Here is a 5,253-nt window from a genome sequence, read left to right on the forward strand (position 1 = left end):
CACATACTCACGCCCGGGCGCTACGTCGGCGCCGAGGCGCAGGAAGACGATGGCGAGCCGTTCGAGGAGAAGATGAGGCGCCTCACCGCGACGCTGCGCGAGCAGCAGGCCGAGGCTGCGAAGCTCGATGCCGCCATTGCCGCCAACCTGAAGGAGCTTGGGTATGGCGGGTAGGAAACCGAAAAGCGCGGCCGTCGGCCGGTCCGACTTCGCGGCCTTGCTCGCCGATGTGAAGGGCCGCATCCAGGCTGCCCAGACGCGGGCGGTGCTCGCGGTCAACGCCGAACTCGTCCGCCTCTACTGGGACATCGGGCGGATCATCGCCGATCGGCAGCGTCGTGAAGGATGGGGTGCGGCGGTGATACCGCGCCTGGCCAAGGAGCTGAAGAACGAGTTGCCGGAACTGAAAGGCTTCTCCGAACGAAACATCGACCGGATGATCGCCTTCTACCGAGCGTACCCCGATCCTGCCAGGTTTTCGCCACCGGCGGTGGCGAAATTGCTGCCACAGGAAGAAGTGCCACAAGTGGTGGCGAAATCGTCCACTCAGATTGTGCAAGGAGCGCCTGCACAAATGCCGGACGCGCTCCTGTGGTCCGTGCCCTGGGCGCACCATGTCGTCTTGATGGAGAAGGTGAAGGATCTCGCTGTTCGCCGCTGGTACATGGCGCAGACGCTCGCCAATGGCTGGAGCCGCAACGTCCTCGCCCTGCAGATCGATGCCCGTGCCCACGCCCGGCACGGTAAGGTCGTCTCCAACTTCGCCGTCATGCTGCCCGCGCCGCAGTCGGATCTGGCCCAGCAGACACTCAAGGATCCCTACATCTTCGACTTCCTCACCCTCACCGAGCCATTCCAGGAGCGCGAGCTCGAAACTGAACTCGTCCGTCATCTAGAGAAGTTCCTGCTGGAACTCGGCCGAGGCTTCGCCTTCGTCGGCCGGCAGGTGGCGCTCGAAGTCGGCGATCAGGACTTCTTCGTCGATCTGCTCTTCTACCACTTGAAGCTACGCTGCTACGTCGTCGTCGAGCTCAAGGCCGTCCCGTTCGATCCCGTGTTCGTAGGCCAAATCAACATTTATCTGTCGGCGGCCGACGATCTCCTACGCCACCCCGACGACAAGCCGACCATCGGTCTGCTGCTCTGCCGTTCGAAGAACAAGTACGTCGTCGAGTACGCGCTGCGGCATCTCAAACGCCCCATCGGCGTCGCAGGGTGGGAGACGAAGCTCGTGGAGAAACTTCCCAAGGCGCTGAAGGGGAGCTTGCCCACGGTGGAGGAGATCGAAGCGGAACTGGCTGCCACACGCGAGCCCAAGAAACCCCACCGCACCAGGAAGGACGGCGGAAGATGAAGCAGCTCAGCGCGACGCTGCGCGAGCGCATGGGGGAGGCCCGCAAGGTCGACGCTGCCATCGAGGCCAACCTGAGGGAGCTTGGGTATGGCGGGTGAGTGGAACGAAGCCCCGCTTTCAGACCTCGCAGAGCTTTCTGGAGGTTTCGCGTTCAAGAGTGGGGACTACGCGCTCTCGGGGCGTTTCGTCCTTCGGACACTCAACATTGCCGACGATTGCAGCATCAATCGAAATGATGCGGTCTACATACCCGAGGACCTTTGTCCGGCGTACAGTCGTTTTGAATTGAAGCCAGACGACACCCTATTCGTCATGGTTGGCGCGACGCTCGGAAAAGTCGGATTCGTTCGAGGAAAGGACCTGCCAGCGTTACTCAATCAGAATATGTGGCTCATTCGGGCGAGGCCGGAGAAGGCGTGCGCCCGCTTTGTGCACTACGCGTTTCGTCATGCAGTGAAGGAGAGCCTCGGTTGGGCTTCGGGCAGCGCGCGTGATTTCGTTCGGAGAGATGACTATCGAAACTTGAAGATTCCGGCGCCACCACTCCCCGAGCAACGGGCCATCGCCCACATCCTCGGCACGCTGGACGACAAGATCGAGCTGAACCGGCGGATGAACGAGACGTTGGAGGGGATGGCGCGGGCGCTCTTCCAGTCGTGGTTCGTGGACTTCGACCCCGTCCGTGCCAAGCTGGCGGGCCGCGATCCCGGCCTGCCCAAGGAGATCGCCGACCTCTTTCCCGACCGCTTCGAGGACTCCGAGCTGGGCGAGATACCGAAGGGATGGAGGGTGGAGCGACTCAGTGCTGCGATGACGTTTCGGGGCGGGTCACAGCCGCCTTCGAGCGAGTTCGTCTCGGAACCGCGAGAGGGTTACGTACGACTCGTACAGATTCGCGACTTCTATTCCGATAGCCACTTGACCTACGTCCCCGACTCTCCGAGGCTGCGTAAGTTCACGACCGACGATGTCATGATCGCGCGTTACGGATCGTCGGGAAACACCGAGAAATCAAGCGACTCACTGGCGCGAGTGTGCCGTGGCTTATCCGGCGCATACAATGTCGCGCTCGTGAAGATGGTCCCGAATCGTCCGTGGCGTGAATTCCTGAACTACTTCCTGCGCTCGTCTGCGTTTCAATCCGCCATCAAGGGCATGGGCGCTCGCAGCGTGCAGTCTGGCTTCAGGAAGGAAGACCTTGACGTGATTCCGATCGCCACAGGTTCTGCGCAGATCCATGCTGCGTTTGAGCGATTTGCCGATCTTGTGTGGCGTCGTACCTATGCGATTGTGAACGGATGAGCAATCCCGCACTCTCGCCGCCCTGCGCGACACGTTGCTTCAAAAACTCATCTCCGGCGAGCTGCGGATCAAGGATGCGGAGGGTGGGGGCCACCCTCGCGCGTGATGGATGAGGCATCGGCATGATCGCACTTCACCAAACTATCGGTCGTTGACCGGGCGGACTTGCCAGCGGATGGACTTGCGTGCCCTGTGCTGGGAATATGCGTCAGTGGCCAAAGGAGTGACGTGATGGCAGCCAAACAAGCCAGTGCACAAACAAAGCCGCATGAAGATCCGGCGCGTATCGAGTACCTGCGCGTTGAGAACTATCGCGCGCTCAGGAACGTTGAACTCAAGGACATCACGCCGCTCAGCGTGCTGCTCGGTCCGAACGGCAGCGGGAAGTCGACCGTGTTTGATGTCTTCAACTTCCTCTCGGAGTGTTTCCAGTTTGGGCTGCGACACGCTTGGGATCGGCGGGGCCGCGCCAAGGAACTCAAGACCCGCGGACAGACTGGCCCCGTAGTGATCCAACTAAAATACCGGGAACGACCTGGTTCGCCCCTCATTACATACCATCTCGCTGTCGATGAGGAAGCCGGTAAGGTGCTTGTTGCAGAGGAGTGGCTGTCGTGGCGGCGCGGTAGGCAAGTCGGCCGACCGTTCAAGTTTCTCGATTATCGTAGAGGTCACGGTTCCGCCATCAGCGGGGAAGAGCCGGACAAGAGCGATCGAAGAGTCGACACGCCGTTGCGATCTCCTGATCTGATTGCCGTCAACACTCTCGGGCAGTTTGCCGAGCACCCCCGTGTTGCTGCGCTACGCGAGTTCATCACTGATTGGTATGTCTCCTACCTCTCTATCGACGACACGCGAGGACAACCGGAGGCTGGCCCGCAGGAGCGATTGAGCAAGACCGGCGATAACCTTCCCAACGTGATCCAGTATCTCAAAGAGCAACATCCGGCTCGGCTCGATCACATGTTTGAAGTGCTCCGCCGTCGTGTCCCCCGACTGGAGAGAGTTGTGGCGGACCCTATGCCCGACGGGCGCCTGCTTCTCCAAATCAAGGACGCTCCGTTCGACCGGCCGGTGCTGTCGCGCTTCGCATCCGACGGTACTTTGAAGATGCTCGCCTACCTGATCGTGCTCTACGATCCCGAGCCCCCGCAGTTTATCGGTGTTGAGGAACCTGAGAACTTCCTCCACCCCCGACTCCTGCCTGAACTCGCCGAGGAGTGCCGGGCCGCGACGGAGCGTTCGCAGCTTCTCGTCACGACGCACTCCCCTTTCTTCTTGAACGGTATCCGACCGGAAGAAGTGCGCGTGCTCTACCGTGATGAAGAGGGCTATTCACAGGCGGTGCGGGCCTCGGAGATTCACGGCATTCGTGAGTTCGTGGATGCCGGTGCTTCCCTTGGGCATCTATGGCTCGAAGGCCGGCTCGGGGTTGGAGATCCACTTGTGAACGCGGGCGCCCCAATGAAGAAGGGACGCGCCCGATGAGCGTTGATCACGTCGAAGTCATCGTCGAGGAGCCTTCGACGGAAGTGGCCCTACGCCTGCTTTTGCCAAGGCTGCTCGGTGGCACCTCGTTCCAAGTGTATTCACACCAATGCAAGGATGAACTCCTGCAAAGGCTGCCCGATCGACTCCGTGGGTATGCAAACTGGCTTCCGAAAACTTGGCGGATTGTGGTCATCGTCGATCGGGACGACGATGAATGCGACGATCTCAAGGCGAGACTCGAGCGGATGGCGTCCACGGCTGGCCTCACCACACGCACGAAGGCCGCTGGAAGACCGTACGCGGTGGCCAACCGGCTCGCGATCGAGGAGCTGGAAGCGTGGTACTTCGGAGATTGGGAGGCTGTACGGGCCGCGTACCCACGCGTCGCCGCCACGATTCCCTCGCAGGCGAAGTACCGGGATCCGGACGCAATTGCTGGTGGCACGTGGGAAGCCTTTGAACGTCTGCTGCAGAAGATCGGTTACTTCACAACGGGCCTACGAAAGATCGAGGCAGCGCGGGCGATTACACCGCACATGGAACCCGCCAGGAATAGATCGCGGAGTTTCCAAACTCTGCGTACCGCCCTGCTCGAGATGGTCTAACCATGGCGGAGCGTGAACCGCTGATCCCGAAGCATGGGGGCTACCGCAAGCTCAAGAGCTTCCAGGTGGCGCAGCTGGTCTATGACGTCACGGTGCGCTTTTGCGATCGCTACATCTCTCGCCGCAGCCGCACCCACGACCAGATGGTGCAGGCGGCCCGTTCCGGAGTGCAGAACATCGCCGAGGGCAGCCAGGCGAGCGGTACCTCGAAGAAGACGGAGCTGAAGCTGACCAATGTGGCGCGCGCCAGCCTGGAGGAACTGCGGCTCGACTACGAAGACTTTTTGCGGCAGCGGGGGCTGCCCCAGTGGCCGCCGGATCACCCAGCGCTGGTCCGCTTCAAGGCGAGGCGTTGCACCACAGTAGAGGAAGTGCGCCGTGTCCTTCCGGTGAGCATGCATAGCTCGATTTTCCCGGGGCGATCGGTTGCGACCGGGCCACCGAGACGGAGCGACGGATCAGCGGGGTGGGAACCGGCTGCGCCGCCACCGGTCAGCGCGG

The 5,253-nt window shown here is 61.5% G+C and carries 6 protein-coding genes; all 6 read left to right on the plus strand.

Going from position 1 to position 5,253, the window contains the following annotated elements; all coding sequences use genetic code 11:
* Window positions 1-174, plus strand: a 174-nt coding sequence (locus HY699_06310; protein ID MBI4515412.1) for an SAM-dependent DNA methyltransferase, incomplete at its 5' end; no start/stop codon positions are given.
* Window positions 164-1,354 (plus strand): DUF1016 domain-containing protein, encoded by a 1,191-nt coding sequence (locus tag HY699_06315; protein ID MBI4515413.1) that lies wholly within the window; start codon window positions 164-166, stop codon window positions 1,352-1,354. The genes HY699_06310 and HY699_06315, both read left to right, overlap by 11 nt.
* A gap of 87 nt (window positions 1,355-1,441) precedes the next feature.
* Window positions 1,442-2,656 carry a restriction endonuclease subunit S gene (locus HY699_06320; protein MBI4515414.1) on the plus strand — a complete coding sequence of 405 codons (1,215 nt, stop codon included), beginning with the start codon at window positions 1,442-1,444 and terminating at the stop codon, window positions 2,654-2,656.
* 231 nt (window positions 2,657-2,887) lie between these two features.
* The gene (locus HY699_06325) at window positions 2,888-4,144 is read left to right on the plus strand and encodes an AAA family ATPase (protein MBI4515415.1); all 1,257 of its coding nucleotides are present in this window, start codon (window positions 2,888-2,890) and stop codon (window positions 4,142-4,144) included.
* Entirely contained in the window at window positions 4,141-4,752 is a 612-nt protein-coding gene (locus tag HY699_06330; protein ID MBI4515416.1) for a DUF4276 family protein, read from the plus strand. The genes HY699_06325 and HY699_06330 overlap by 4 nt, the downstream gene beginning before the upstream one ends.
* A 2-nt stretch (window positions 4,753-4,754) precedes the next feature.
* Window positions 4,755-5,253: four helix bundle protein (locus tag HY699_06335; GenBank protein MBI4515417.1), on the plus strand; the 499-nt coding region annotated here is incomplete at its 3' end.

The sequence above is a fragment of the Deltaproteobacteria bacterium genome, from assembly GCA_016210005.1.
Classification (GTDB): domain Bacteria; phylum Desulfobacterota; class Binatia; order HRBIN30; family JACQVA1; genus JACQVA1.

Coding starts and splice junctions, on each gene's coding strand:
- HY699_06315 (MBI4515413.1), top strand. CDS start 164: ATGGCGGGTAGGAAACCGAAAAGCGCGGCCGTCGGCCGGTCCGACTTC.
- HY699_06320 (MBI4515414.1), top strand. CDS start 1,442: ATGGCGGGTGAGTGGAACGAAGCCCCGCTTTCAGACCTCGCAGAGCTT.
- HY699_06325 (MBI4515415.1), top strand. CDS start 2,888: ATGGCAGCCAAACAAGCCAGTGCACAAACAAAGCCGCATGAAGATCCG.
- HY699_06330 (MBI4515416.1), top strand. CDS start 4,141: ATGAGCGTTGATCACGTCGAAGTCATCGTCGAGGAGCCTTCGACGGAA.